We start from the raw sequence: 24719 nt of genomic DNA, 5'->3' as shown, positions 1-24719 counted from the left end.
TTGATTGGCAGCGTTATGATTTCCTTTATAGTGATGCCATGACTAACCCGTAGAGTAAATCTTCGTCACCGGTTTACTCAGGATCACGTACTAAGCGACGTGATAAAAACTTAAGGAACCCGTAATGAGTACAATTCGTCAGCAAGACTTCATTGATAGCATTGAAGATGCATTGCAATACATTTCTTTTTATCACCCTCTCGATTTCGTCCAAGCCTTAGAAAAAGCGTACAATAAAGAGCAAAGTAAAGCGGCAAAAGACGCTATTGCGCAAATCTTAATTAACTCGCGCATGTCTGCTGAAGGTAAACGTCCACTGTGTCAAGATACCGGTATTATTACCTGTTTCGTTAAAGTGGGTATGGATGTTAAGTGGGATAAAACAGACATGACTGTTCAGCAAATGGTTGATGAAGGTACACGTCGCGCTTACTTAAACCCAGATAACCCATTACGCGCATCAATCGTTGCAGACCCTGCTGGTACGCGTAAAAACACCAAAGATAATACACCTTCTGTGGTTCATATCGACTTAGTGCCAGGTGGCGAAGTTGAAGTGATGGTTGCAGCTAAAGGTGGCGGCTCAGAAAACAAAACAAAAATGGTCATGTTGAACCCATCGGATGATGTTGCGGCGTGGGTTGAAAAAACACTCCCAACAATGGGGGCTGGTTGGTGTCCGCCGGGTATGCTAGGTATAGGCATTGGTGGTACCGCTGAAAAAGCAGCCGTGCTTGCTAAAGAATCTTTAATGGATCCGGTTGATATTCACGAGCTAATTGAACGCGGCGCTGAGACAACAGAAGAAAAAATGCGTATTGATATTTTTGAGCGTGCGAATAAGTTGGGCATTGGTGCTCAAGGTCTAGGCGGTTTAACAACCGTTGTTGATGTAAAAATTAAAACGGCACCGACGCACGCGGCATCTAAGCCTGTTGTAATGATCCCGAACTGTGCGGCAACGCGTCACGTTCACTTTACCTTAGATGGCTCAGGTCCAGCAGAGCTTAAAGCTCCTAAACTTGAAGATTGGCCAGAAGTGACGTTCGAAGTTGGCGAGGGCACACGCCGTGTTGACTTAAACACGCTAACTAAAGAAGACACGCAAGAGTGGAAGATGGGTGAAACTGTGCTTCTCTCTGGCACTATTTTAACAGGCCGTGATGCGGCGCATAAACGCCTACAAGATATGATCCAATCAGGTGAAGGTTTACCTGAAGGTGTTGATTTCGATAATAAATTTATCTATTACGTCGGTCCTGTTGATGCGGTTCGTGATGAAGCTGTAGGCCCAGCAGGCCCAACAACGGCAACGCGTATGGATAAGTTCACTGACATGATGTTAGAAAACACGGGCATCATTGGTATGATTGGTAAAGCTGAGCGTGGTCCTGCAACGGTTGAATCAATTAAAAACAATAAGTCTGTGTACTTAATGGCGGTAGGCGGTGCTGCTTACTTAGTATCTAAAGCTATTAAGAAAGCGCGTGTAGTGGCGTTTGAAGATTTAGGTATGGAAGCAATCTACGAGTTTGAAGTTGAAGACATGCCTGTGACTGTTGCTGTTGACAGCGAAGGTGCCAATGCTCACACGCAAGGCCCAGCAATTTGGAAAGCTAAAATCGAAGAGCTTGATGGTAAATTAAAATAATCGTCATTAAATCGTTTATATGAAACGGCGCCCGAGCGCCGTTTTTTTTCAGCTCTGACCAGTCTCTTTCTCATCCACACTTTTGACTTAAAGTGTGTGTTTTCAGGCTTTTGCTACTGAATTACTTTGTCACTTTTTCTTTACGCTATACTTGACCTTTACGTTCACGTAAAAAAGATTTAGTAGATTTACTTTTGTTTTGAATTAATCATGCTTTATGTGGATTTATATAGGTATATATTTCCTGTTTTAACGTGCTTTTTGCGTTGTTATTTCAATCGCGTAACTTAGCTTAGTTTTATCATCTCATATAGTGGCATGGGAGCAAACGAAGTGATAAAGTCTCGGCAATTTCAGCGCTCACACCCCAAAAAGGGTAAGAAAATTTCGGAGTATTTAACTGTGGCTGTATTTAATAAAGTCGACTTTGATAACCACGAGCAAGTGGTGTTTTGTTCAGATAAAGAATCAGGCCTTAAGGCTATTATCGCGGTTCACAATACCAAGTTAGGTCCAGCTGTAGGTGGCTGTAGAATGTGGGACTATGCGACTGACGAAGACGCAGTAACCGATGCCCTTCGTTTATCGAAAGGTATGACATACAAAAATGCGGTTGCACGTTTACCATTCGGTGGTGGTAAGTCTGTTATTATCGGTAATGCAAAAGAAATTAAATCAGAGCAGCTTTTCCGTGCGTTTGGCCGTCAGCTAGAGCGTTTAAGTGGTAGTTATTATTCAGCAGAAGACGTAAACATCACGTGCGATGACGTTGCAATCATGAATAAAGAAACTAACTATGTGCTGGGTCTCGAAGGTAAAAGTGGTAATCCATCACCTTTCACTGCTTATGGTACATTTTTAGGTATTAAAGCCGCGTTACAGCATCAACGTGGTCATCAAGATTTATCGGGTATAAAGGTTGCTGTGCAAGGTTTAGGTGCCGTTGCATATGGTCTTTGTAAACACCTTCATGAAGCAGGCGCAACATTGTTTGTTACTGATATTAACGAACAAGCTGTATCACGTGTTGTTAATGACTTTAATGCGACAGCAGTGGGTATCGATGAAATTTATGACCTAGATGTTGATGTCTATGCACCTTGTGCGTTAGGTGCAACAGTAAACGACATGACAATTCCACGTTTAAAAGCAACGATTATTGCTGGTTGTGCTAACAATCAACTCGCAGAGTCTCGCCACGGTGAAATCATTCGTGAAAAAGGCATTCTTTACGCGCCAGACTATGTAATTAATGCTGGTGGTATCATTAATGTGTATTACGAAACAGCACCAGAAGGCTACAGTGCAGAGGCGTCAACGAAGCACGTTGAAGGTATTTTTGATACGCTAACAGAAATTTTTGCTCGCTCAGAGAAAGAGCAAAAATCAACGCATTTAATTGCTGATGAGCTTGCATTAGAAATCATCGAAAACGGCTTATAATTTAATTAATTTGCTGTTTAAAAAGGTGCGCATGGCGCGCCTTTTTTTGTGCCCAAATAGGCTTCAATACCCATTTGCAATATTATTCCAAATAAACCGCTTAATTAAGCTTACAGCTATAACATATTACGGCAAATACCTTTATTTGCGACAACATGCAAACAGCCCTAAAAAGCCAATAGACTATCGCGGATTTTAATCGCAATTACATGACTTAATGAATGTATCTGGCTACACTGTTTTTTTATTTCACAGGGCCACCCAATGCATTCTCTTCCAAATGACTGTCACGTAATTGATCTTGAGTCATGGCCTCGTAAGCAACATTTTGCTTTTTTCAAAGAATTTAGTCTCCCTTACTTTAATGTTTGTGTGTCGCTCGACATGGCTGCACTTTATGAGCAGTGTAAGTCAGCGCCGTATTCATTTTTTCATAGCTATATTTTTCTGACTTTAGAGGCTTGCCACGATTATGCGCCCATGCGCCAGCGTATTATAGATTCGTGTCCTATTCAGCTATCAACTGTACGTGCTAGTGTGGTTGAGTTAGCTGATGATGATACATTGCGTTTCAGTTACTTTGAAAAACATGATTCTATTCAACGCTTTTCTGAGCATGCATTGCAGGTAGCAAAAGAAAGCAAAGGGCAACCTTTCTTCTCAGAAGCGTTTGCAGCGACAGAAGGGCAACCCGATCTCATTCATATTTCTGTTTTACCTTGGCTAAATTTCACGGGGTTTTCACATGCCGTTAGTGAGGGGCACGGGTTAGGTATTCCTAAATTGGTGTTTGGTCAATACGATAAGCGAACCGGCAAGATCCCGCTATCCATTGATGTCCATCACGCTTTAATGGATGGTTTACATGTCGCTCGGTTTGTTCAAATCTTGCAAGAAAAAATTAATGATTACTGTAATTGATTGTTGCTAAATGTGATTAAAGTGAGTAAGAATTGCAACTAATGTAGTAGTAATGGAAGTGTTGGTTGACGATATGAGCACCACACAGCATCACTGAAAAGAACAATAATTAAAGGTTAAGCTTTATGGCGCGGGTAGTTAGTCTCATTTTACTGTGTGTATGTTTTAGCGCTTTTGCAGAATCAACTCGCCTTTCATTGAGTGACTATTTTACTGAGACATGGAATACACGCTCAGGTTTACCTCACAATAGCATTAACAGTGTTGCACAAACGAAAGATGGCTATATCTGGATAGCAACGTGGGAAGGGTTGGCGCGTTTTAATGGTCGAGAGTTTAAACTTTTTACACGAACCGAGATCCCAGGATTGCCTGATTCAGGTTTAAGAAGTCTGATAGCCATGGATAATGGCGATTTATACATTGTTGGAGCACGAGGTGGGATTGCCGTGCGCTCACAGGGTCAGTGGCGGTCGCTTCCAAGTTCATCGACCATGATTAATCATGCATTGATCTCAGAACAAGGCGAAATTTGGCTCGCTCTTGAGGGACAAGGTATTGTGTATCGTGCATCAGAAAAAGCAACAGAACACACATTGGTTGATAAACTGAGTGCATACAGACTAATAAAAGACAAACAGAATGTCATTTGGGCTGCAACCAGTGATGGCTTATACAAAATTGAAGGTAAAAAGGTCAGTAAAGTTGGTCAAGAGGCCGGTTTACCTGATGCCTCTGCTTTTACGCTGTTATTGACTCAGTCGGGTACCTTAATCGTCGGCACAGAAAAAGGGGCATGGCAAAAGCAACACGATAAATTTGTCTCTGTTGATGCAACGCTCAATCATGAATCCATATCGAGTTTGCTCGAAGATACCCAAGGAGACATTTGGTTCGGTACAATCAACAAAGGTGTTTTTAGATTGAGGCAATCAGGCCTTGAAAATCTCGATGCCGATGATGGCTTGCCGAATAACCGTATTCTGTCATTACTGCAGGACCGTGAAAAAAGCATTTGGGTTGGTACTAATGCAGGGCTATTCAGACTGCGTGAAGCCCCGTTTACGAATTGGAGCCAAAGCCGTGGTCTTGCTTCAGATTATGTTCGTACCGTATTGTCTCATTCTGATGGTAGTTTGTGGGTAGGCAGTAGCAATGGTTTAAACCGAATTATAAATGGGGAAATAACCACCTTAAACCAAGCATATGAACGTGATCCCCTGTCAGTGCTAAGTTTAACTGAAGACAAAAATGGGGATGTATGGCTGGGCACGTACACTGGTGGCCTCATGAAAGTGGTGAATAACAAAATTTACCCAGTTAAGAATCGCACTAATGGGCTTCTTAATAATGAGGTACGAGCGGTATTATTCGATAGCTCACATAATTTATGGATCGGTACTGCCAGCGGCCTTACAAAGCTCACAGACGACGGACAAATTCATTCTTACACTACTGAAGAAGGCTTAGCTGGCAATTTTATTATGGCACTTTCTGAAGATAATCAAGGCCAGCTATGGGTTGGTACGGGTGTTGGAGTGTCTATTTTTGATCCCGCATTAAACACATTTTCTAACATAGAATTTCCTGAAAAATTTAGCACTGAATATGCGTTTGGTTTCTATCTTGATGGCGAAAAAATGTGGCTCGCAACGGATCGAGGCCTCATACGTTACGATTTGAAGACCGATGTTATGCATTTGTTTGGACGTGAACAGGGCTTACCCGTTGATAAATTATTTCAGGTTATTGAGCAAGGTGACTCGTTGTGGTTAACCAGTAATCGAGGTGTTATTCAGCTCAATAAAACCCAGCTTACTGAATTTTTAGATAACCCTACGGATGCGGAGTCAGTTGTTGTTTCTATGCAGTTGTATGATGAAGGCGATGGCATGCTGAGCGCGCAAGCAAATGGCGGTTCTAACCCTGCAGCAGTGACACATTCTGATGGTCAACTCTGGGTTGCAACGGCAAAAGGGGTTGCGATTGTAAAGCCTGAGCGATTAAAAGAAGCGAGTAAACGCCGTTTGTCAACAGTCATAGAAAGCTTTGAAGTTGATGGTAAGCCCGTTGCATTGCCCGCTAAAAGTGATGTACTAAGTTTACCAGCGGGTATTTCAAGGGTGTCATTTAATTATGCAGGCTTAAGTTTTATTATGCCGCAGCGTCTAAATTATCAAACTCACTTAAGTGGCTACAACGAAGAATGGGTTGATAGAGGCCGCTTAGCTATTACTGAGTATACAAACTTACCTCCGGGAGAATATACATTTAAAGTCCGTGCGGGCTATCCAAATAGTGAATGGCAAAACAATGAACAAACGCTACGATTCAGAATTGCGCCATATTTTTGGCAAAAGACCAGCTTTAAATTAGTGCTTATTTTGGGCTTATTTTTAATAGCCTATGCAATATATAAATACCGTTTATATCATTATAAACGCATTGAAATAGAGCTGACGGAGAAGGTCGAGCAACAAATGCACGATTTAAAGAACCAAGCAGATGCATTCGCGCATCTCGCTAATCATGACCAATTAACTCAGCTACCTAATAGACGAGCATTCGATAGTTGGCTATTCGAGAACTTTAGTCAGTTCCAACATAATAAGCAAAGCTTAAGTGTTGCGATTATGGATATTGACCACTTTAAATTAATTAATGACAATTTTTCACATTTGATTGGTGATCAAGTGATTTGTGAAATTGCCCGTTTGTTACGTATCAACTTTCCAGATGAAGGTTATGCTGCGCGTTGGGGGGGCGAAGAGTTCACTTTACTATTTCCTCATAAAGGTGCTGATGAAGCCGCGCGTTTATGTGAAATTATTCGCTTAGAAATCGCGGATTATAATTTTTCTGAACTTGCGAAAGAACTGTCTGTCACTGTAAGTTTCGGTGTTGCAGATAATGCAAATGTTACCGACTATGATCGGCTACTTTCTCATGCCGATACCGCGCTCTACCACGCTAAAAATAATGGCAGGAACAAAGTGGTAATTTACAATAAAGAAACATCAATTTTGTAGATTGGTCACAAATGGCTTTTTTATTCATTTTAAGTTCATTATAATAGTAGACCCCACAAGGGAAACAATAATAATTAAATGGAGTTTTTATGTTTAAAAAACATACTATTGCACTCGCAATTTCTGCGAGTTTTTTATTATCTGGTTGTTTAGAAGTTGAAGACAACAATAACGATGAACTAGTCAGTGCAATTGAAGAACAAAATAAGGCCACTCAAGAAGCTGAAACAGCGACTTTAACAGGAACGGTTAAAAATTACGTCACTGACAGCTTAGCGACTAATGCACAAATTCAAATTAAAATTGGCAATACTTGGTCAGAGGCGATTTCGCTGAGTGATGGCATGTTTGAATTGAAAAATATTCCAAAACATTCTGATTACGTGTTACTTGTGACAAGTACTGATGGTTCGTTTCAACAGCGTGCATTTTATGGTAACTCAGGCTCTGGAGTCAGCCAGCTAGGCTCACTTTCAGTTACTACAACTGAGACCATTCAATTCACGGCATTGCTTGATGGTGAAAATACACCCATTAAAGACCTTCAGTTCACTTATACTACATCATTAGGCCTGACAGATAGCACGTGGCAATCTCGCAATGAGCATTTTTTCAGTGCGACCTATAACGAGCAAACTAATCTTTACTCAATTGAGAAACCTGTCGGTTTGGGAAATGCAATTGCTCTTCATATCGATATGGATGTTGATAACGATGCTATTAATGATTATGAGCTTGTACAAAATTATTACAATCAAAGTTCTGTCTCATTTAGCACATTGAATGATGATGCAACCATTTTGTTTAAAGATACAGATGCGACAAAAGAGTATCAATTACGTGTTAAAGTCATCGATGAAACTGGTCAAGTCTTTTCAAATATTGAATTAGTGGCATCAAGCAATGATTTTGAGTCTAATCCTTTGACCTTTGATGCGACAGAAAATGAGTATGTTTATGACTTTAAAGGCAGCTCATCACTTACTGTAAGAATGTCGGCTTTTACAGATGTAAATGGTCAGAATTATTTATCTGATTCATTTTCTGTTAGAGAAGAAAATGGTGAGTTGGTGGTCGGCAATATCTATAACCAAGGTAATTTCCAAGTCGAAGACGGTGTTGTGTCGGTGATTTTTAAGGCCAATAAAGGCACACAAACGACGCAAGTAGATTTGCTTAGCCAAACTGTTAATGCGTTGAATAATGGTTATTACTTGTTCTTCTCAAAACCAATAGAGCTTACACAAGATAGCTTTTCATTGGTGAGAAGCAATTCACTTACAGTGATCCGTGGTAATGAATCAACAACAGATTCAGTCCCTGCTGGCAGTACATTTTTTATTAGAAAGGATGTAGACATTACAACGACTTCATCATTGTCATTAAATGATACCTTTGTGGAAGTATTGCCTGAGCAAGCGCTTAGTGTTGGTCGTTATAAGTACCGTTTAAATTCAGTGATTGATAAAGAAACTGCTTTAACTGCTAATTATTCATTTGAAAATGAATTTACGGTTGCTGATAAAGCTGCGTTTTCAATCGAAGATGTTAAATTCGATAATAATAATGGTTTGAAAGCTGGCCAATTGATTCACGCTACTAACTCAGCGGGTGAGAGTGCAGCATCATCGAGTCGTGGTAATAACGTGAGATTGTACTTACCAACGTCTATTGCATCACTTGCCGAACTTGATATTACCTTAACGGGTTATACAAACAATGGCACTATGAATCCTGTTTACGAAGAGCTTACAATTGTCTCTGGTGAGTATATTTATAATGATAGTTTAAGAAACCTAGTTTCAATTGCATTAAATGAAACGGCCTATGGTGATTCGGGCAATGCAATTAAATATACTTCTTTACCAGATGGCTTAATGTATATGCATGGACTACCGTGGGATGTAACATACCTTGATGATAACGCGTCTGGTAACGTTAATACGATTACCTTCGACTATGAGTATCGAGTCAAAGGCAGTAAAGAAGTGGTAACTGGTTCGGCAACGGTTCCTGTCCTGTAACTTTTTACTGCAACTTAAATAAAAATGTGTGCAGACAATTGATCTTTTTTTGTTTGCACACATTAAAGTAACAAGATTATATTTTAGGCGATGATAATGCTTAACCTTGTTTTGTTACTTTTTTTGCTCATTTTTATTGTCGGTTACTGGCGCTGGGATGATATTCGAAATCATTTTTGGCATAAAAAGTACCTGACCTATTCCCTTACTTCAGAGCAGAAGTCATTGCTGTTGAAGTACATGCCTATTTATCAAAAAATGACGGACGCTGATCGTGAAAAATTAGAGCGTCATATTGTTTGGTTCTTAAATGAAAAGCGATTTATTGGGTGTGATGGCCTGCAGTTAAATGATGCAATGAAACTCATTGTTGCTGCAGATGCATGTGTTTTAGTGCTCAATAAGCCTTGGCCTTTATATCGTAATGTGAAAGACATTTTATTATATCCAAGTGCCTATTATGCACCACAAACATCACGCGATGGTGCAGGTCTTGTTAGTTATCATAATACCGTGAGACAAGGTGAGTCATGGCCTGGTGGCACCTTGGTCTTAAGCTGGCACGATGTGCTAGAAGGAAGCCGACTCCCTAGTGATGGCCACAATTTGGTATTCCATGAATTTGCTCATCAACTAGACCAAGAAACAGGAAAAACGACAGGCACGCCATTGCTTGCTAGTAATGCTGACTATCAACAATGGGCCAAAGTATTCAGTCGTGCTTTTAATCAGCTTAAAACACACATTGCTTACGGTATGCCCCATGTTATTCATAGTTATGGGGCGACCAATGAAGCCGAGTTTTTTGCCGTGATCACCGAAACTTTCCTTGAAAAGCCTGCTGCACTTAGGCAATTCGATCCTGAAATTTATCATTTATTGGTAGGCTATTATGAATTTGATCCCATTGCGTGGCATTAGTCGCCAATTTACGACTGTTTAACACGTAATGCTGGAATCTTGCTATGCTATTTGATGCAATCAATATGTGTGCAAATAACAAAACAATAACAAGTGAGAATTCCATGAAGAAAATGCTTCATACGGCTTTGGCTGTTTCGATTTCACTCGCCTTTACAGGGCAAGTAATAGCAACCGAGCAGTCAGGTGATGAAAAGTGGCGAGTTGATGCGCCAGCAGGTCAGTTTTTAGATGCCAAAATCAGTGTTGAACAAGGCACGTGGATGAATGTTGATATTAGTCCTGATGGTGAAACCTTGGTGTTTGATCTGTTGGGTGATATTTACACTATGCCAATCTCGGGCGGTACGGCAAAACAATTAACAAGTGATATTGCGTGGCAGATGCAACCGCGCTTTAGCCCTGATGGTAAATACATTGCGTTTACATCCGATCAAGGTGGTGGTGATAACATTTGGATTATGGATGTCAACGGTGAAAACCAAAAGGCCGTCACTGACGAAACGTTTCGTTTATTAAATAGCCCTGCATGGAGCCCCGATGGCGACTATTTAGTTGCGCGTAAGCACTTTACAGCAAGCCGCTCACTCGGTGCGGGTGAAGTTTGGCTATACCACAAAGCCGGTGGTAAGGGAGTGCAGTTAACGGCACGTGAAAACGATCAAAAAGATTTAGGTGAACCGATGTTTTCACCTGACGGTCGTTATGTGTATTTTTCACATGATGCTACACCAGGTAAAACATTCCATTACTCAAAAGATTCAGTTGCGGGTATCTACAAAATTAAACGCTATGACCGTGAAACCGGTGAAATTGAAACTATTATTGATGGAATGGGGGGCGCTATTCGTCCAACCCCCTCACCAGATGGTAAAAAGCTGGCTTATATCAAGCGTGATGATTTTCAAACAAGCTTATATTTATATGACCTTCACACTGGTGAGCATACAAAGTTATATGGTGAGCTTGAGCGAGATATGCAAGAAACATGGGCAATACACGGTGTTTACCCGACCATTGCTTGGACGCCAGATAATGCGCAATTAGTGTTTTGGGCTGGTGGCACAATTCATAAATTAGATGTTGATGATAAATCAGTATCACGTATCCCATTTAAGGTAGAAACCAATAAACAAATTCAAAAAGCAGTGCGGTTTACACACAATATCGATAGCGATAATTTTGCGGTAAAAATGCTGCGCAATGTGCAAATTTCACCAGACGGTGAAACAGCCATTTTTGAAGCTTTGGGTCATATTTATAAGCGTGATCTTGAGTCAGGTAAAGTGAAACGCTTAACTAAACAAGACGATCATTTTGAGTTATTTCCACAGTTTTCCCGCGATGGTAAAAAAGTAGTTTATACAACGTGGGATGACAATGAACAAGGCTCTGTGCGTGTCGTTTCTTCAAGAGGCGGACGAGGTAATAAGTTAACAGAAGAACCAGGTAAATATGTAGAACCTACCTTTAGCCCAGATGGTAAAACGGTTGTTTATCGTAAAGCATCGGGTGGCAGTATCCTCAATCCAACCTGGTCATTAGAGCCGGGCATTTATTCTGTTAGTGCCAAGGGCGGTGAATCCTCACTGATCACTAAGTCAGGTTACCAGCCGCAATTTGGCGCAATGAATGACCGTATTTATGTAATGAGCCCATGGCCTAAACCTACGCTTAGTGTGGTTGAGCTTGAGTCAAAAGAAGTACGTAAGCTGTATGAGTCTGAGCATGCAACGGAGTTCAGAGTGTCGCCAGATGGTAAATATTTGGCATTTGCTGAGCGTTTTAAAGTGTTTGTAACCCCTTTTGTTGAACGCGGTAAAACCATTAATATTGGCCCGAAAGATAGTCAATTCCCAATTGAACAATTATCAGTTCGTGCGGGCGAGAATATTAGCTGGAGTGGAACCAGTGATAAACTGTATTGGAGTCTTGGTCCTGAGCTTTATCATGCAAGTTTAGCGGGTTTATTTGACATAAATAAAAACGCAGACACAGATTTTAAAGTGAAAAGTGGTGACAACATTGGCTTTACCAAAACAATGGCTGAGCCAAAGGGGATGTTTGCACTAACGGGCGCACGCATCATTACCATGAATGGTGAGCAAGTTATTGAAAATGGTGTGATTGTAACTGATGGAAAACACATTAAAGCAGTCGGAAGCAAAGACTCTGTAACAATTCCTAAAGGTGCAGAAGTTATTGATGTGACCGGCAAGACGATTATGCCAGGCATTGTTGATGCCCATGCTCATGGTGCGCAAGCCAGTGATGAAATAATCCCGCAACAAAACTGGAAAAACCTTGCTGGTTTATCGCTGGGTGTTACGACAATTCATGATCCATCGAACGACACCACCGAAATTTTTGCTGCGAGTGAAATGCAAAAAGCAGGCATGATAGTAGCACCACGCATTTTCTCTACCGGTACAATACTGTACGGTGCCAATATGCCGGGCTATACATCGCATATTGACTCGCTTGACGATGCTAAATTCCACCTTGAACGCTTGAAAAAAGTGGGTGCATTTAGTGTTAAGTCATACAACCAGCCTCGCCGTGAACAGCGTCAGCAAGTAATTGAAGCTGGGCGTGAACTTGAAATGATGGTCGTGCCAGAAGGGGGCTCATTATTGCAGCATAACTTGACCATGGTCGTTGATGGTCATACCGGTATTGAGCACTCAATTCCTGTTGCGAACATTTATGATGATATTCGCCAACTATGGTCGCAAAGTGATGTAGGTTATACACCTACGTTAGGTGTTGCTTATGGCGGCATTTGGGGTGAAAACTACTGGTATGATAAAACGGATGTGTGGAACCACCCACGCCTAAGTAAATTTGTGCCTAAAAACCAACTTTTACCGCGCTCAATGCGTCGAGTAAAAGCACCCGATCATCATTACAACCACTTTAACAACGCACGCGTTGCTAAAGAGCTACAAGACTTAGGAGTATTGGTTAATTTGGGCGCTCATGGTCAACGTGAAGGCTTAGCTGCACATTGGGAAATCTGGATGTTTGCTCAAGGCGGTATGACGCCGCTAGAAGCAATTCGTGCGGCGACACTCGATCCTGCTAAATACATCGGCTTAGATAAAAATATTGGTTCATTAGAGCCGGGTAAATTAGCGGATCTTATCGTTATTGATGGTAACCCGTTGACGAATATTCGCGATACCGACAAAATCGACTATACCATGGTGAATGGTCGTTTATTTGACGCGGCAACGATGAATGAAGTCGGCGGAAAACAACGTGATAAATTATATTTTGAAAAGATATAAATAGCGTAAAGTGAAAAGCGGCCATTGAGCCGCTTTTTTTATGGTTTTTAATTTAGCAGGCGAGGGAATTGCTTCATACCAGACACTTTTGCTTGGCAAATCATTCCCTCAGTGAGTGTCATTAAATAGTGGCAAAGAGAATCAATTTTCTCGGCTTTTACGTCTTTACATTCTGACAAACGCTGTTTGATGAGTGAAGAAACAGCGGCTTTATGTGCTTTACATGCAAGGTTGACTGGGCTTTGCGGCGCTGAGTATTCTGCCGCTGCGTTAATGAACATACAGCCATTAAAGTTTCCAAGCTCTGCAACCTTAGAATGAAACCAATCTTCGAAGCTTGTAAATAAACGTTCTTGAAAATCGTGTAATGTCGTTTGTTGGTTGGTGGCGTTCTCAAGCCACGTTATGAATGTAGTATGCCGTTCGTTTAGGCACGCTAAAATTAATTCATCTTTACCTGCAAAATGATGGTACATCGTTTTTTTAGCTACATTTGCTGCACTAATAATTTCATTAATCCCCACGCTGTGAATTCCTTTATCGTAAAACAATTCGAGTGCAGTCAATGTAATGTGTGTTCTTTTATCCATGCTTGCTCCTAGATAGAAATTCTAGCTTGACATAAGTAGACCGAGCTGTCTACTATTTGCAGGTAGACAATTCGGTCTACTTTGAGCAATGGAGATATGATGGACAAAACAATTAACAAAGCGGTTATTGCAGGTGGATTTGCAGCGCTGGCTATTTTTGTACTTGCTTACTTACAGCAACGAGGGGATTTTGGCATATGGTTAATGGCTCCATTTGGAGCGACTGCCGTTTTAGTCTTTGGTGTACCTACAAGTCCACTTGCGCGGGCCAGAAATGTGATTGGTGGTCACCTTATAACGGCGTTTATAGGAGTCTTATTTGTAAATTTTGTTGGTGTCAGTCCTTTTGAGATTGCTATTGCCAGTGGGTTGGCTATTTCATTAATGATGCTAACACGCACAGTGCATCCTGCCGCTGGGGCAAATCCTATTTTAATAATGCAATCGTTGCAAAGCTGGGATTTTTTAGTAATGCCCGTATTAACAGGTACCGTATTTATTGTGCTTTGTGGTTTTGTTTCACAATACTTGATAAATATCTCGATAACTGGGCATAAAAAAACCGCTAATTAGTAGCGGTTTTTTCCCAATGTGTAATTAGTTACACAACACCACGAGGTAAACGACAATCGTGGTCTTTTTCAGCTAGGTTAACAATCCACAGCTCTTCAGCTTTGAAACCATCATCATTCGCTTTCACTACGGTGAATGGTGACTTTTTAACTGACTTAGCTGGCGCAGCGGTTTTAGTTTTGGTTTTTTTTGCCGGTGCTTTTGGTGCTTCTTCTGCTTTAGGCTCAGCTGTTTTACCAGAAGTGAGCTCTTCAGTCAGCGCTGCAACATCAGCAAGGCGCAAATTTTTGCCACCGTCGATGCTATACCAACCAGGTTTTGTTGTGATTTCAGGTTTTTTACCATTCGCTGCTTCATAAGCTGCTTCGAAGGCATTTAACACTTCTGTTTTGTCTAGTTTGCTCATCAGAGACCCTATACGTTGTAAACACAGATTAAGAATATATATTTATACCTATTTTCAGCTTACTTTTCAATTTTTTGCGATTTTCCTTCCATTTTTGACTTATAAACGCCAAAATTTGCACAAATTTAAGGGGTAGAGGACGATTTCTATATGCAACGTAAACAATTTACTCAGTTATTAAACGACATTCTAAAACCCGACTCAATCGCAGATTTTTGCCCGAATGGGCTTCAGGTTGAAGGTGCAAACGAGGTAAAAAAAATAGTGACAGGGGTCACGGCAAGCCAAGCATTGATTGATGCGGCTATTGATCACGGCGCGGATACTATTTTGGTTCACCATGGATATTTTTGGAAAGGTGAGTCTCAGCCAATCACAGGTATGAAAAAACGGCGTGTAGCGGCGTTACTTGCTCATGATATCAACTTATTTGCTTATCATCTGCCATTAGATGTTCATCCCGTCATTGGCAACAATGCGCAACTTGCACACTTATTAGATATTGAACTTAGCGCTGGCCTTGAAGCGGGACCAAACAGCGTCGCAGTAAAAGGATTTTTAAAAACACCTTTAACGGGCAAAGAGTTTGCAGACAAAATTAGCACAGTGCTACACCGTGAACCTTTAACGAGCTTAGTGCGCGATGACAAGATTGAAACCATTGCTTGGTGTACAGGGGGCGGGCAAGGTTATATTGACTTAGCTGCTGCTCAAGGTATTGATGCCTATTTGACAGGTGAAGCATCTGAGCAAACTATTCATAGCTCGCGAGAGCAAGGAATTGATTTTTTCGCTGCAGGTCACCATGCTACTGAGCGATACGGAATAAAAGCACTTGGCGAGCTTTTAGCTGAGCAGCATGGTTTTGATGTTACTTTTATAGATATTGATAACCCTGTTTAATCTAACAGGGTTAAGTGATTACAACGCCTCTGGATCAATCCAGCGGCGTAATTTAATCCACAGACTGCCTACCTTTTCGTGGCTCACTCGTGTAACTGCAACGAGTACATCGGCACTGGGGATAAATTGTTTGTACATGGGAAATTGGCTGTAATCTTTATAATCTGTTGCTGCGGGTATTACCTCGATTCCTTGCGCGTTGAAGAGATCTTTTGCGCGCGGCATATGGCTTGCAGATGTGACTAAAGCACTCTTTTTGTCGACCAAATATATCGCCAGTCTTTTCGCTTCTTCTGCGGTGTCCATCGCAAGCGGGTTTTGTTTGATCCTTGATGTTGCTATACCTAATGTCTTGGCTGTTTCAAACATCAATTGGCTGTTTGTGGTATTGGCAAAGCCACCACCAGAGACAAATAAAATAGCATCCGGGTATTGATGCGCAAGTTTTACACCCTCTAATAAGCGGCTTATAGCACAATCGCCCAGTTGGTTATTAGCAACAAGTTGTGGATGCGGCATGATGGTACAACCTAAAACAACAATGTTATCAATCTGGGAGTGTTGGCGTTTATTAAATTGCCATTGTGGGTTATTACTTGAAGCAATCAGTGTTTGACCAACATAAGGGGTGCTTACAATTAGTAGGCTTAATACACTGATAAACCCTAAATAGAGCGCTTTTCGTCGCTGTGTTATCGCTAGAAATACCATTAGTAATGTTATTATGCCAAGCAACGGGAGTGGCATTAACAATGAGCCAATTATCTTCTTAATTTCAAACATAGTAAATACAAGTGATTGTAAGATATAACGATGTTAGATAGTTTATCTGTGTTTAGCGACCATTATTTAGTTTGCAAGTATTCAAAAAATGACGATATACAGGATTATCTTTCATATTTTTTTTCATTGCTAAGTACATAGGACGTGTAAGACCTAGAGCACCTAATGGAATTGATTTTATCAAGCCTTGGCTTTCATAAGGTGTAACTAACCAGTCTGGTAGCGCAGCAACCCCCATTCCAGCACTAACAAGCTGAAAAATTAATAAGCCTTGGTCAACGGTTTTAAGTGTGCCGTCAAAGCGTGCATTTTGTATAAAATGCTTAAAAATGTCCTGACGTTCACGTGGAATAGGGTATGAAATGATTGTTTCGTTTTTCAGATCCAGGGCGGTCACATAGGCTTTTTTTGCAAGCTCATGATCAGGTGCCACGATTAATTTTAATTTAAAGTCGAATAGATGTGCATATTCGAGCTGATCTGGTTCACGAATATCTGATGTAAGCACAAGATCGAGTTCGTCATTCATTAAATCAGGAATAGCATCGTAGCTAAAACCGCGTTCATAATCGACTTTAATGTCTGGCCAAAAATTATTAAATTCTTTAATTGTTGGCAACAGCCAATGGAAACAGGCGTGACACTCAACACTTAATCTCAAGTTTGATATTGGTTGATTAAGACTCTCTTTTAATCGACATTTTGTGGCTTCTACCCGAGGAAGCACCTCGTTGGCTAATTCAAGTAAGAGCATGCCCTGCGGTGTGAAACGAACCGGTTGTGTTTTCCGTTCGAATAACTGGCAGTCGAGTTTATTTTCGAGATCTTTAATCTGATGTGATAACGCTGATTGCGTTAAGAAGAGTTCTCGGGCTGTATTAACTAAAGAACCGGTTTCTTTAAGTGTCGCAATTGTTTTAAGGTGCTTTATATCAATCATCTTTAAAAAATCTCATGAAAAATGTGAGTCAAACTCAGATTACAAACATATTACGCTTTCGTTTATATTTTTTCAACGTCTAGACGTCTAAAATAGCGTTGTTTTTTACTGCATGTTTACAATAACCTTTCTAAACAATAAATGACAGCGTTGTCAGTTTGTTTTTTTACACTTGCTGCGATATTTCCATGAATTTACCTCAAGTTTATAAGTGGCGAATTTAGCAGTCATAGGAAAAGCGACAAAAAAGAGAAAACTCAATAAAGGTATCCCCAGTGCCGCCAGTGCCAAATTTAGCTTTTGAAGCCTAAAAATGTGAACTAGGCATAAGGTGTACTCAGGTATAAAGGTAAACTTAAGGTATAGAGTGAGAAAGATTAATGTGCTGTGTAGAGGGGAGTGGCATGTATATATTGCTCAATAGAGGGCTCTTTGTTCAGTGTTAGCAAGTTATATTAACACCGATATAAAAAGGTATACGTTGAGTCATCCCGTTGCTAGCAAGGCTTTTAATTTAGTGGCAATAAATGTGAGGTAAGAAAACCGCGTCGGTAGCAAGCACATTGTGTTATGTAGCTGTGTTATTTGTGTTTGGTAATCGCCTTTACATTGCTGTAACTCCTGCATCCATGGAGGCGTTAATCAGACATCCTTAACGCTGTGTATGTCAGGTTTAATGCCTGAAAATGATTGCGTATGGTTGCTAAAGGTTATTACAGCAAGCTTATCAATAAACAAATCCGTCTTTTTACAGTAAGGTCGTTTTTTTCATGGCTTATAAAGGCGAGTATGCTTTTTATAAGCCATGTAAAATAACGTTTTTAGCATCCTTTGCCGGCATTGGCCTTGCTTTTAAAAAGCCTTGACCAAATTTACACGGTGTTTGTTTTAAGATGGCTAGCTGTTGCTCAGTTTCAATTCCTTCTGCAACCACATCAAGCTGTAGTGATTGTGCTAAAGATAATATGGCATCTATTAATGGGTTATGTGATTTTGTAATATGATCAATAAAGCTCTTATCAATTTTTAAGATATGAATCGGTAATTGGTGTAAATAGCCTAGGGCAGAGTAACCTGTCCCAAAGTCATCTAAGCAAAGTTTTACTTCAAGGGGCGCTAACCCTTTTATTATTTTAGTTGCGAGTTCTAAATTACCTATTAGCCCTGATTCTGTAATTTCTAGACAGAGTGACCCTAACGGAAGTTTATACTTTTTATATAAAGCATGCATTTGGGCTACAAAATCAAGACTCGCAAAGTGTCTAGACGAGACATTAACAGTGACTCTGGTAAAGGGAAGTCCGTGTTGATACCAATGTGAAATTTGCTGAGCTGCTAAGTCGAGTAAATGCAGGTCTAAGTTGATGATTTGCCCTGTATCTTCTGCAACGGGGATAAAATCATTCGGTGCTACAAACCCTTTGGTTGGATGGTGCCAGCGTACCAGTGCTTCAAAGCCAATGACCTGTGCCTCTTGAATTGTAAAAATTGGTTGATAATACAGTTCAAATTCATTGTGTTCGATGCCATGCTGTAAATCATTTTCGATATCGGCATGGGTTTTTAGCTTTTTACGCATTGTGTTATTAAAAAACTTTACGTGTCCACGCCCTGAAGATTTAGCTTCGTACATGGCTGCATCAGCATGTTGCAATAATTTGTAAGCTTTGTCGTTTTCACTCTCACAAAATGCAACGCCAATACTGGTAGAAGCCTGTAATAAGTGGCCGTCAATATTGAGGGGATCAGCTAGTGCAGTTTGAATTCGCTCTAGGGCATCATTTATTTGCTGCTTATCGGTTATATTCTCCATAAAAATCGCAAATTCGTCTCCCCCTAAACGGGCAAAAGTATCTGTGTTACGAATGGTGCCTTGAATTAACTCACAAATTCTCACTAAAAAATGGTCACCCACTTCATGACCTAATGAGTCATTAATACTTTTAAACCGATCAAAATCTAAGTACAACAACGCATGTTGGGTCTCTTTATTCGCACGTGCTAAACGCAATATGCCGTGTTTTATGCGTTCAATTAATAATGAACGGTTTGCTAACCCTGTTAGTTCATCATGTAATGCACGGTGCTCTAATTCTTGACGTGATAATTGACGGTCAATAGCCATGCTAATTTGGCGACTTACATAGGTAAGAAGCGCGCGATCATGCTCACTGTAGTGATAACGATCACTGTAGCTTTGCACCGCAATGACCCCGCTAATTCTGTCATTTACTTTAAAGGGAACACCTAACCATGATTCTGCTTGGCGACCCACCATTTTAAAATGGCCTGCATCAATATGTTGCTGGAATTCTTCCTTATTGAATAATAGAGATTGCTCTGTTGTGAGCAGATAATAGGAAGCCGTGTCTTTTAATAGATCCTTAGAGATTTTTTTGTGTGCGTTAGAGCGCACTCCTTCTTCGATAATATAAACGATATCGAGCACATCACATTTTTTGTCATAAAGCCCGATGAAAAAGTTATCAGCCCTGAGTAGCGTGGTAATAATGGCATGAAGTGACTCAAAAAAGCTGTCGAGTTCGCTAGATTGATAGGTAAGATTGGCTATCTGTAGCATACAATTTTCAAGTTTTTGCGCATCGTTTAACTGATTAACAGTTTGCTTTAAGTTTTTAACGGTTCTGACTTGGTCGATTTTTGCACTGAGTAAATGGGCAACCGTTGATAAAATCTCAAGGTGAGCATCATTATAGTAATGTTTTTGCGGATGCTCGCAGTCAATGACCCCTAAGATTTTTTCTTTATAAACCAGCGGCACACATAATTCAGACAGGGCGGGGCGCGCATCTGCGATATAACGTTTTTCGTGTCTTACATCGCCTATCATTAAAGGTTTGCCAGTGGATGCAACATACCCGGTTATACCCTGATCAAAACTAATTTCTGTGCGGTCAATGTAATAAGAGTTATCACCGCTATTTGTTTTACCCATCGAAGCAACTTCTTTGAGGGTACGTGCTTCATCATCTGCTAAGTAAATGACACACTCAATGAACCCGAGTCTGTTTACAACATGTGATGTGACGTACTCAAGTAGCTCTTCTATGGTGTCTAACTGCATCAACGATGATGAAAACTGATTAATGATATGCAACTGATCTGTTTTGACTTCAAGTGCACTCGCGGTATCTAAATGTTTAGGCATAATAAAGAAAAATGAGCCAAATAATCTGTTAATTAATTACGTTAACCTACTATCAATATATCCACAAAGTTATTTTCAAAAAAAACTGAAACTGGTGTAAACTACGCACCTGAATATAAACGAAAGTAAGTCAATTAGTGATTTAACCTCGTTTAAGCTATCCCTCTAACTCTTAGCCGTGGAAACCAGCAATGTCAGATTTAAATACGATTCAAACCCTCACCATTACACGACCAGACGATTGGCATATTCATTTACGCGACGGTGATCAATTGGTCGATACTGTCCGTGATGCAAGCCGCTACATGGGTCGTGCGATTATTATGCCTAATCTTGTTCCACCGGCTACCTGTACCGATAGTGCATTGGCGTATTATGAGCGTATTAAAGCGGCTGGCCCACAGGGTGATTTTGAACCACTAATGGTGCTTTATCTCACTGATAAAACGAGCCCAGAAGAGATAAAAAAAGCAAAAGCAACAGGAAAAATTGTTGCTGCAAAGCTTTACCCTGCAGGTGCGACAACAAACTCTGACTCGGGTGTTACATCAATTAAGAATATTTACCCAGTTCTAGAAGCGATGCAAGACGTCGGTATGTTATTACTTGTTCATGGTGAAGTGACAGATTCATCGATAGATATATTTGACCGTGAAAAAGTGTTTTTAGAAACCATTCTTGCCGATGTTGTGAATGATTTCCCAAGCTTGAAAATTGTCCTTGAGCATATCACCACAAAAGATGCGGTAGAGTTTGTTAATAGCGCACCAGATAATGTTGCTGCAACAATTACAGCTCATCACCTTTTATACAATCGTAACCATATGTTGGCAGGCGGCATTCGTCCACATTATTACTGTTTACCTATACTGAAGCGCAATATCCATCAGCAAGCGCTGATTGCGGCGGCGACAAGTGGCAGTAAAAAGTTTTTCTTGGGAACCGACTCTGCACCGCATTATAAAGATAAGAAAGAGGCTGCTTGCGGTTGTGCGGGTGCTTATACCGCACATGCAGCGATTGAACTCTATGCAGAAGCGTTTGAGGAAGCGGGGGCTTTAGATAAGCTAGAAGGCTTTGCGAGTCATTATGGCCCTGACTTTTACGGTTTGCCGCGCAATTGCGATACCATCACGTTAGTGAAAGAAAGTTGGACAGTGCCTGCTACTTATAAATTAGGCGATTCGCAGGTAGTGCCTATTAAGGCCGAAGCGCAAATGGACTGGCAAGTAAAGTAAGATAAAATAAAGAAATAAAAGCCCATCAAAGTTGATGGGCTTTTTTCATTGTAATTTAATTGTTTAGAAATACGCCTGTCATATTTTTAAAACTGAAGGTTGACCTTAAAATAATTTTCGATTAATAGAGCTAAAAGACATTTATTGTGTTAGTCTTAAGTTGCTTTGAGTTTTTGCGTATTGAATTTACGGATAATGTGCGGCTTGTACGGTTACCGGTTGGTTATTAGTTCTTCCTGTACTTTACCCCAAGTTTATTGGGCATTCACTCAGGGAGGATAGAGCCATTATGGCTGAATTTTAATAATTGACTTACAGGAAAATTTGGTATGTCAAACACGGTTACTGGTAAAGTTAAGTTCTTCAACGAAGCTAAAGGCTTTGGTTTTATTGAACAAGAAAATGGTCCTGACGTATTCGTACATTTCAGTGCTATCACAGGTACAGGCTTCCGCACTCTTAGCGAAGGCCAACAAGTATCTTTCGGCATCAAACAAGGTCAAAAAGGCCCTGAAGCTGAGAACGTAGAAGTAGCATAATTTTTTATGTGAAACTTAGTACATTTTGGTGAAACAGTTTCTGTTTCACCAAAATTCATTCTTAATAAACACACTTCCTCTGCATAATTTAATCAATTACTTCTCATGTACCGAAATTATATTCCTCCAAAGGCATTAATTTAGGTTTTTTATATCAGCCATTCGGCTATAAGTTAAATAACTATTCCTTAAAAGCTACTCTCCATAACTAAAGTATTATATGCTTTGCGCAGGATCTATTTAATGTGACATTGATAGTTGTGTAATTTGGTAGTTTTTATCACTCAAGTTACGATTTCAAACTGGTGATAATAAGTTTGAAGATATTTTCAACAATCTGAAAATTTCCCGCTAAACTTAGTACAACTCGAACGTAGAAAAAATGCTGAGTAATTCATACTTGTTTGATAAAATATAATGAAGGTTTGCTAATTGATGAGCATAGGAAACAATATTCTGCTGGTAGACGATCACCCGATGGTGGCAACAGCAATTAAAATGGTGCTAGCGAAGTCAACTCTCGTAAACGAAGTTCAAGCTGTTGCAAGTCAAAAGGAGGCGCTGCAGTTTTTAAAGAATAATAATGTTGCGCTAGCGATTCTAGATATTGAACTGGAAGACTCCGACGGCTTTAGTTTATACAAGCGAGCTGTCAGTGGCGGTTTTACTGGGAAAGTGTTGTTTTTGTCAGCTAAGCAAGACAAACACATTATTCGTACCGCTGCTAAATTAGGTGCACAAGGCTTTGTTAATAAAGCAGAAAGCTTAGAAGACATTTCGTCAGCTGTTGAAATGATTTTGCGAGGTTACACGTTTTTTCCACAAGACCACTTAGTGGCCTGTGAAAAAGACATTGATGAGCTGCTTACTGAGCGTGAACTTGCGGTAATGAATTATTTATTGCAAGGACTATCCAATAAAGATATCGGTGAGAAGCTATTTATTAGCAATAAAACAGTGAGCACCTATAAAGCAAAGATTTTTGAAAAGCTTGAGGTAGACTCAATAATATCGTTGGCAAAGCTTGTAAAAGATCGCGCGGTATTCTAACCAATTTCTTGATGACACATAACACGCTCACTGTATTCATCCTTCCAGTCGGAAGGGTGAATTGCCTGCTTATTGAACATTAATCTCTTTTTAATGCATAAAAATTCTTCAAAACCGTTTTGTTAGAAAAAAAAGAGATTTTTTTTTTCACTTATCTTTACCTATTTAAACTTTTATTAAATGTTACATTTATGTTTAAGTTTGAATCTAATCTGAACGGAATGATTGCCAATCAAGGGTTATAGAACCTTAACGCGAACACCTCTGTTATATTTTTGTTAATTCATTGTTTTGGCTATTTTCATAGCAACGACGAGTGACCAAATTTTTCCGATGAAACCCGAACATCAAGTTGACAGACTCTAATGCATTTAGCATTATTGGAGGGTTGATATCTATTAAAAGATATCAGGGTTGTCCTCTTCGGAGGATAATTAAATTATAAAAGTAACATTACTTAATTGGTTGGGAACTATGTCTGTTAAAATCAGAAAGAGTCTTGTAGCATCTGCGTTGGTTGGCGCTTTTGCATTTGCAAGCAGCAATGTGATTGCAGATCCTTTGAAAGATGTGCAAGATGCAGGTCAACAAATTCAAAAGGCTGCTGTTAAGTCTCAAACTAAAATTGACAATGTATATGGTCAAACTCAAGAGCTAATCGCTGAGTACCGTAGCGTTGTTGATGAAACTGAGCTAATGAAGGTTTATAACGATCACGTAGCACGTTTGGTCGCTGACCAAAACGCTTCTATCGAATCGTTTGACCGTCAAATCGCAACAATCGATAACACGAAACAAAACGTTGTGCCTTTGATGTATCGCATGATCGATACGCTTGAGCAATTCATCAAAGCGGACGTTCCGTTTAATCTTGAAAACCGTCTAGCACGTGTTGAAAGACTTCGTGACATCATGGCGTCAGCATCAGTTACTACATCTGAAAAATTCCGCCAAGTTCTTGAAGCTTACACTGTTGAAACTGCGTACAGCTCAGCTGTAACTGCTGCTCAAGGTACTCTTGAGATCGATGGTAAGAGCATCAACGTTGACTTCGGTCGTTTAGGTCGTATTACTTACGTAGCTCAGTCTTTTGACCTTAAGCATGCGTGGGTATGGGATAACAACACTAAACAGTGGAAAGAATTAGGTGAAGAATACCTAAAACCTGTTAAAGAAGTTATTCGTATGGCGCGTAAACAAGCGACATTAGAACTTGTTAAACTACCAATCTTTGGCGCGGAGTAATCAA

At 40.2% G+C, this 24719-nt stretch carries 18 protein-coding genes; 13 read left to right on the top strand and 5 right to left on the bottom strand.

Annotation, left to right across the window (positions count from 1 at the left end; translation table 11 throughout):
* Positions 1–124: 124 nt before the first annotated feature.
* The 7 genes from LPA49_RS00935 to LPA49_RS00905 all read left to right on the top strand — a co-directional run bounded on the left by LPA49_RS00935 (position 125) and on the right by LPA49_RS00905 (position 13279).
* Positions 125–1651, top strand: a complete 1527-nt coding sequence (locus LPA49_RS00935; protein ID WP_036967485.1) for a fumarate hydratase — start codon at positions 125–127, stop codon at positions 1649–1651.
* A 402-nt stretch (positions 1652–2053) separates the two neighbouring features.
* On the top strand, positions 2054–3094 hold the full coding sequence (locus LPA49_RS00930) for a Glu/Leu/Phe/Val dehydrogenase (protein WP_036969160.1): 1041 nt from the start codon (positions 2054–2056) through the stop codon (positions 3092–3094).
* A gap of 264 nt (positions 3095–3358) precedes the next feature.
* A complete protein-coding gene (locus tag LPA49_RS00925) occupies positions 3359–4015 on the top strand; it encodes a CatA-like O-acetyltransferase (RefSeq protein ID WP_036967488.1) in 657 nt (218 codons plus the stop codon).
* A 125-nt stretch (positions 4016–4140) separates the two neighbouring features.
* Positions 4141–7044, top strand: a complete 2904-nt coding sequence (locus LPA49_RS00920; RefSeq protein ID WP_180310928.1) for a two-component regulator propeller domain-containing protein — start codon at positions 4141–4143, stop codon at positions 7042–7044.
* Between the two features lie 89 nt (positions 7045–7133).
* Entirely contained in the window at positions 7134–9068 is a 1935-nt protein-coding gene (locus tag LPA49_RS00915; RefSeq protein WP_180310927.1) for a hypothetical protein, read from the top strand.
* A gap of 96 nt (positions 9069–9164) precedes the next feature.
* Positions 9165–9989 (top strand): M90 family metallopeptidase, encoded by an 825-nt coding sequence (locus LPA49_RS00910; protein WP_075593148.1) that lies wholly within the window; start codon positions 9165–9167, stop codon positions 9987–9989.
* Between the two features lie 104 nt (positions 9990–10093).
* On the top strand, positions 10094–13279 hold the full coding sequence (locus LPA49_RS00905) for an amidohydrolase family protein (RefSeq protein ID WP_180310926.1): 3186 nt from the start codon (positions 10094–10096) through the stop codon (positions 13277–13279).
* Positions 13280–13326: 47 nt separating this feature from the next.
* Here the strand turns inward: LPA49_RS00905 and LPA49_RS00900 are convergent, their stop codons facing one another.
* Positions 13327–13869, bottom strand: coding sequence for a TetR/AcrR family transcriptional regulator (locus tag LPA49_RS00900; protein WP_036967499.1), 543 nt, complete (start codon positions 13867–13869; stop codon positions 13327–13329).
* 96 nt (positions 13870–13965) lie between these two features.
* Here LPA49_RS00900 and LPA49_RS00895 point away from each other — a divergent pair, with 96 nt between their 5' ends.
* Positions 13966–14442: an HPP family protein gene (locus tag LPA49_RS00895; RefSeq protein WP_065978721.1), complete on the top strand. Its 477-nt coding sequence runs from the start codon at positions 13966–13968 to the stop codon at positions 14440–14442.
* Positions 14443–14470: 28 nt separating this feature from the next.
* Here the strand turns inward: LPA49_RS00895 and LPA49_RS00890 are convergent, their stop codons facing one another.
* Positions 14471–14848, bottom strand: coding sequence for a hypothetical protein (locus tag LPA49_RS00890; RefSeq protein ID WP_036967506.1), 378 nt, complete (start codon positions 14846–14848; stop codon positions 14471–14473).
* A gap of 150 nt (positions 14849–14998) precedes the next feature.
* Here LPA49_RS00890 and LPA49_RS00885 point away from each other — a divergent pair, with 150 nt between their 5' ends.
* On the top strand, positions 14999–15751 hold the full coding sequence (locus LPA49_RS00885; RefSeq protein ID WP_065978719.1) for a Nif3-like dinuclear metal center hexameric protein: 753 nt from the start codon (positions 14999–15001) through the stop codon (positions 15749–15751).
* Positions 15752–15769: 18 nt separating this feature from the next.
* Here the strand turns inward: LPA49_RS00885 and LPA49_RS00880 are convergent, their stop codons facing one another.
* From LPA49_RS00880 to LPA49_RS00870, 3 genes are all read right to left on the bottom strand, one after another.
* Complete coding sequence (locus LPA49_RS00880) at positions 15770–16534, bottom strand: YdcF family protein (RefSeq protein WP_065978718.1); 765 nt, start codon at positions 16532–16534, stop codon at positions 15770–15772.
* Positions 16535–16586: 52 nt separating this feature from the next.
* Entirely contained in the window at positions 16587–17474 is an 888-nt protein-coding gene (locus LPA49_RS00875) for a LysR substrate-binding domain-containing protein (protein WP_036967517.1), read from the bottom strand.
* Between the two features lie 796 nt (positions 17475–18270).
* Positions 18271–20643 carry an EAL domain-containing protein gene (locus LPA49_RS00870; RefSeq protein WP_180310925.1) on the bottom strand — a complete coding sequence of 791 codons (2373 nt, stop codon included), beginning with the start codon at positions 20641–20643 and terminating at the stop codon, positions 18271–18273.
* Positions 20644–20834: 191 nt separating this feature from the next.
* Here LPA49_RS00870 and pyrC point away from each other — a divergent pair, with 191 nt between their 5' ends.
* The 4 genes from pyrC to LPA49_RS00850 all read left to right on the top strand — a co-directional run bounded on the left by pyrC (position 20835) and on the right by LPA49_RS00850 (position 24715).
* Positions 20835–21881, top strand: a complete 1047-nt coding sequence (gene pyrC / locus LPA49_RS00865; protein WP_075593165.1) for a dihydroorotase — start codon at positions 20835–20837, stop codon at positions 21879–21881.
* A 329-nt stretch (positions 21882–22210) separates the two neighbouring features.
* The gene (locus LPA49_RS00860) at positions 22211–22420 is read left to right on the top strand and encodes a cold-shock protein (RefSeq protein WP_036967526.1); all 210 of its coding nucleotides are present in this window, start codon (positions 22211–22213) and stop codon (positions 22418–22420) included.
* Between the two features lie 435 nt (positions 22421–22855).
* Positions 22856–23470 carry a response regulator transcription factor gene (locus LPA49_RS00855; protein ID WP_036967529.1) on the top strand — a complete coding sequence of 205 codons (615 nt, stop codon included), beginning with the start codon at positions 22856–22858 and terminating at the stop codon, positions 23468–23470.
* 474 nt (positions 23471–23944) lie between these two features.
* Positions 23945–24715: a DUF3450 domain-containing protein gene (locus tag LPA49_RS00850; RefSeq protein WP_036967533.1), complete on the top strand. Its 771-nt coding sequence runs from the start codon at positions 23945–23947 to the stop codon at positions 24713–24715.
* Positions 24716–24719 lie beyond the last annotated feature (4 nt).

Source organism: Pseudoalteromonas sp. MB41, from assembly GCF_020966275.1.
Lineage (GTDB): Bacteria > Pseudomonadota > Gammaproteobacteria > Enterobacterales > Alteromonadaceae > Pseudoalteromonas > Pseudoalteromonas lipolytica.
This window is presented reverse-complemented; position numbering and strand designations above follow the sequence as displayed.

Coding starts and splice junctions, on each gene's coding strand:
- LPA49_RS00935 (WP_036967485.1), top strand. CDS start 125: ATGAGTACAATTCGTCAGCAAGACTTCATTGATAGCATTGAAGATGCA.
- LPA49_RS00925 (WP_036967488.1), top strand. CDS start 3,359: ATGCATTCTCTTCCAAATGACTGTCACGTAATTGATCTTGAGTCATGG.
- LPA49_RS00920 (WP_180310928.1), top strand. CDS start 4,141: ATGGCGCGGGTAGTTAGTCTCATTTTACTGTGTGTATGTTTTAGCGCT.
- LPA49_RS00915 (WP_180310927.1), top strand. CDS start 7,134: ATGTTTAAAAAACATACTATTGCACTCGCAATTTCTGCGAGTTTTTTA.
- LPA49_RS00910 (WP_075593148.1), top strand. CDS start 9,165: ATGCTTAACCTTGTTTTGTTACTTTTTTTGCTCATTTTTATTGTCGGT.
- LPA49_RS00905 (WP_180310926.1), top strand. CDS start 10,094: ATGAAGAAAATGCTTCATACGGCTTTGGCTGTTTCGATTTCACTCGCC.
- LPA49_RS00900 (WP_036967499.1), bottom strand. CDS start 13,869: ATGGATAAAAGAACACACATTACATTGACTGCACTCGAATTGTTTTAC.
- LPA49_RS00895 (WP_065978721.1), top strand. CDS start 13,966: ATGATGGACAAAACAATTAACAAAGCGGTTATTGCAGGTGGATTTGCA.
- LPA49_RS00890 (WP_036967506.1), bottom strand. CDS start 14,848: ATGAGCAAACTAGACAAAACAGAAGTGTTAAATGCCTTCGAAGCAGCT.
- LPA49_RS00885 (WP_065978719.1), top strand. CDS start 14,999: ATGCAACGTAAACAATTTACTCAGTTATTAAACGACATTCTAAAACCC.
- LPA49_RS00880 (WP_065978718.1), bottom strand. CDS start 16,534: ATGTTTGAAATTAAGAAGATAATTGGCTCATTGTTAATGCCACTCCCG.
- LPA49_RS00875 (WP_036967517.1), bottom strand. CDS start 17,474: ATGATTGATATAAAGCACCTTAAAACAATTGCGACACTTAAAGAAACC.
- LPA49_RS00870 (WP_180310925.1), bottom strand. CDS start 20,643: ATGCCTAAACATTTAGATACCGCGAGTGCACTTGAAGTCAAAACAGAT.
- pyrC (WP_075593165.1), top strand. CDS start 20,835: ATGTCAGATTTAAATACGATTCAAACCCTCACCATTACACGACCAGAC.
- LPA49_RS00860 (WP_036967526.1), top strand. CDS start 22,211: ATGTCAAACACGGTTACTGGTAAAGTTAAGTTCTTCAACGAAGCTAAA.
- LPA49_RS00855 (WP_036967529.1), top strand. CDS start 22,856: ATGAGCATAGGAAACAATATTCTGCTGGTAGACGATCACCCGATGGTG.
- LPA49_RS00850 (WP_036967533.1), top strand. CDS start 23,945: ATGTCTGTTAAAATCAGAAAGAGTCTTGTAGCATCTGCGTTGGTTGGC.